This is a genomic window from Variovorax sp. 01T439_2, assembly GCF_056398445.1.
The window spans coordinates 1-3,609 of the sequence record NZ_JBFTPJ010000626.1; the positions used below are offsets into that span (position 1 = coordinate 1).

Genomic DNA, 3,609 nt, shown 5'->3' on the forward strand with positions numbered 1-3,609 from the left:
GTTCCACCCGGAGAAGAGTGCGGACCATGGGTTGCAGCTCTACCGAAATTTCCTCCACTGGAATCCCTGACCTTATATTCCCGCCCGGGCCGAAGCTTCCTCAGCCCGGATTCCGCACACTCGCGTCACTTCCATGCTCCTCATTCCCGCCATTGATCTCAAAGACGGCCACTGCGTTCGCCTCAAGCAGGGCGACATGGACCAGTCCACCATCTTCAGCGAAGACCCCGCCGCCATGGCCCGCAAGTGGGTCGAGGCCGGCGCGCGGCGGCTGCACCTGGTCGACCTGAATGGCGCCTTCGCCGGCAAGCCGCAGAACCACGCGGCCATCAAGGCGATCCTGCGCGAGGTGGGCGACGACATCCCGGTGCAACTGGGCGGCGGCATCCGCGACCTGGACACCATCGAGCGCTACATCGACGACGGCCTGCGCTACGTGATCATCGGCACCGCGGCGGTCAAGAACCCCGGCTTCCTGAAGGATGCCTGCGTGGCCTTCGGCGGCCACATCATCGTGGGGCTCGACGCCAAGGACGGCAAGGTGGCCACCGACGGCTGGAGCAAGCTCACGGGCCACGAGGTGGCCGACCTGGGCAAGAAGTTCGAGGACTACGGCGTCGAATCGATCATCTACACCGACATCGGCCGCGACGGCATGCTCTCGGGCATCAACATCGATGCCACCGTCAAGCTTGCGCAGGCGCTGACCATTCCGGTCATCGCCTCGGGCGGGCTGTCGAACATGGCCGACATCGACCAGCTCTGCGCGGTCGAGTCCGAGGGCGTCGAAGGCGTGATCTGCGGCCGGGCCATCTATTCGGGCGACCTCGACTTCGCCGCCGCGCAGGCCCGCGCGGACGAGCTCGCCGGCGCCTGAGGCCGGCGCCTTCCTCTTCTGTAGCGCGGCGTGCTTTCCGCGCTTGCCATTGCCAACTACCGCTCGCTGCGCCAGCTGACGGTGCCGCTCGGACGGCTCACGGTGGTGACCGGGCCCAACGGCAGCGGCAAGTCCAGCGTCTACCGCGCGATGCGGCTCCTGGCCGAGATTGCCAACGGCGGCGCGATCCGCTCGCTGGTGCGCGAGGGCGGGCTTTCCTCCACCCTGTGGGCCGGTCCCGAGCGCTTCTCGGCCGCCATGCTGCGCGGCGATGCGCCGGTGCAGGGCACCACCCGCAGCGAGCCGGTCGCGTTGAAGCTGGGCTTCGCCGGCACCGAGGCCGATGAGTTCGGCTACGCCATCGACATCGGCCTGCCGCCGCCGATCCCGGCGACGGCCTTCTCGCGCGACCCCGAGATCAAGCACGAAACCATCTGGCACGGCCCCTTGCTGCGCCCCGCGGCGCAGCTGGTCGACCGCAGGGGCGCGGCACTGCGCCTGCGCGAGGGCAAGGGCTGGCAGGCCATCGGCCGGCCGATTCCCGCCTTCGCCAGCATGATGACCGAGTACGCCGATCCCCACGCCGCACCCGAGATGCTCGCGCTGCGCGAGCAGATGCGCTCCTGGCGCTTCTACGACCACTTCCGCTCCGACGCCGATGCGCCCGCGCGCCAGCCGCAGCTCGGCACCCGCACACCGGTGCTCGCCAACGATGGTGCCGACCTGGCCGCCGCGCTGCAGACCATCCGTGAGATCGGCGACGGCGAGGCGCTCGACCGCGCCGTGGACGACGCATTTCCGGGCGCCCGCATCCAGGTGCGGGTGAACGAAGACCGCTTCGAAACGCTGATGCACCAGCACGGCCTGCTGCGGCCGCTGACGGCGGCGGAGCTTTCGGACGGCACCCTGCGCTATCTGCTCTGGATTGCCGCGCTGCTGACGCCCCGGCCGCCGGCGCTCTTGGTGCTCAACGAGCCGGAGACCAGCCTGCATCCCGACTTGCTGCCGGCGCTCGGCCGCCTCGTCGCGCAGGCCGCGCGCGAGTCGCAGGTGATCGTGGTGTCGCATGCCGCGCGGCTGATTGCCGCGCTCGAAGACAGCGGCGAGCTGCAGTCGGTGGTGCTCGAGAAGCGCTTCGGCGAAACCCGCATCGCCAACCTCGACATGAGCGAGATCCCGCGCTGGGAGTGGCCCGTGCGCTGAGGCTGCGGGCTACTCGGCCTTCACCGACATCGTCTGGATGATGGCTTCCAGCTGCGCGCTCATCGGCAGGTCGATGCTTTCCCCGGTGGGCAGCTTGCGCAGGAACCAGCGCTTGTACTGGCGCTCGATTTCGCCGTCCTGCGCCAGCACCTGGAAGGTGTCGTTGATCACCTTGGCCAATTGCGCGTCGCCCTTGCGGTACATGATGCCGTAGGGGTCGTAGGAGAGGTAGTCGCCGACCACCTCGTACTGGGCCTTGGCGGCGTCGCGCGCGATCAGGCCGTAGAGCAGCACGTCGTCGGTGGCAAAGGCGTCGGCCTGGCCGCTTTTCACCAGCCCGAAGGAATCGGCGTGGTCGCGCGCCACCCGCAGGTCGATGCCGAGCCTGAACTTCTGCGACAGCTCGCGCAGCGTCTTCTCGTTGGTGGTGCCCGCGGTGACGGCCACCCGCTTGCCCGCCAGGTCGCGGAACGACTTGATCGGCGAGCCCTTCTTCACCAGCACCTTGGTGCCCGAGACGAAGATGGTGGGCGAGAAGCTCACGCGCTTTTGCCGCTCGAGGTTGCTGGTGGTCGAGCCGCATTCGAGATCGACCGTGCCGCGCTCGACCGCATCGATGCGCGAATCGGAGGTCACCGGCACCCACTTGATCGCGAGGCTCTTGTTCACCGCCTCTTCAATGGCCGTGACCAGTTCCCGGCAGAGCTCGATCGAATAGCCGACAGGCTCCTGGCGTGCATTGAGAAAGGAAAACGGCACCGACGACTCGCGGTAGCCGATGGCGATGGTGCCGCTCTCGCGCACCTTGGCGAGCGTGCCCGTCAAGGTCTCCGGGGCCTGCGGCTGCGCCGTGGCCGGGGTCGCCGCGACCAGCGCAGCGGCCGCCAGCAGGCCGGCAAGAAGAAACGACAGCGCGGCCTTGGCCTTCATGGCGAGCCTCACGCGTGGGCCGGATGGGCGAGGGTGGCCGAGGCTTCGGCGTCGAGCGTCGTCGCATTGGCCGCCGCGTCGCTCTCGGAGAGCAGCTCGCCCTCCCACTTGGCGACCACGGCCGTCGCGATGGAGTTGCCCACCGCGTTGGTGGCCGAGCGCCCCATGTCCAGGAAGGTGTCGACGCCCAGGATCAGCAGCAGGCCGGCTTCCGGAATGTCGAAGTGGTTGAGCGTGGCCGCAATCACCACSAGCGAGGCGCGCGGCACGCCRGCSATGCCCTTGGAGGTGASCATCAGGAKCAGCAGCATCGTGATCTGCGTGCTGATCGGCATGTGGATGTTGTAGGCCTGCGCGATGAACAGCACGGCGAAGGTGCAGTACATCATCGAGCCGTCCAGGTTGAACGAATAGCCCATCGGCATCACGAAGCTCGAGATCTTGCGCTTCACGCCGAAACGGTCGAGCGCCTGCAGGATCTTCGGATAGGCCGCTTCCGAGCTGGCCGTGGCGAACGACAGCAGGAAGGCTTCCTTGATGAGTGCCAGCAGCTTGAACACGCGCGGGCCCAGGAACGAAAAGCCCGCGAACACCAGCAC

At 67.9% G+C, this 3,609-nt stretch carries 4 protein-coding genes and 1 pseudogene; 3 read left to right on the plus strand and 2 right to left on the minus strand.

What is annotated here, in order from left to right:
* From hisH to AC1DOC_RS24630, 3 genes and pseudogenes are all read left to right on the plus strand, one after another.
* Positions 1 to 70, plus strand: a pseudogene (gene hisH / locus AC1DOC_RS24620) (imidazole glycerol phosphate synthase subunit HisH); the annotation flags it as partial.
* A gap of 63 nt (positions 71 to 133) precedes the next feature.
* Positions 134 to 877 (plus strand): 1-(5-phosphoribosyl)-5-[(5-phosphoribosylamino)methylideneamino]imidazole-4-carboxamide isomerase, encoded by a 744-nt coding sequence (gene hisA / locus AC1DOC_RS24625; RefSeq protein ID WP_012746319.1) that lies wholly within the window; start codon positions 134 to 136, stop codon positions 875 to 877.
* Between the two features lie 30 nt (positions 878 to 907).
* A complete protein-coding gene (locus AC1DOC_RS24630) occupies positions 908 to 2,080 on the plus strand; it encodes an AAA family ATPase (RefSeq protein WP_018906515.1) in 1,173 nt (390 codons plus the stop codon).
* A gap of 9 nt (positions 2,081 to 2,089) precedes the next feature.
* On the opposite strand, the gene AC1DOC_RS24635 is transcribed toward AC1DOC_RS24630, so the two are convergent.
* Together AC1DOC_RS24635 and AC1DOC_RS24640 are read right to left on the minus strand one after the other, a co-directional pair.
* Positions 2,090 to 3,010 (minus strand): amino acid ABC transporter substrate-binding protein, encoded by a 921-nt coding sequence (locus AC1DOC_RS24635; protein ID WP_418146814.1) that lies wholly within the window; start codon positions 3,008 to 3,010, stop codon positions 2,090 to 2,092.
* Between the two features lie 8 nt (positions 3,011 to 3,018).
* A partial coding sequence (locus AC1DOC_RS24640) for a dicarboxylate/amino acid:cation symporter (protein WP_478130680.1) occupies positions 3,019 to 3,609 on the minus strand: 591 nt, incomplete at its 5' end.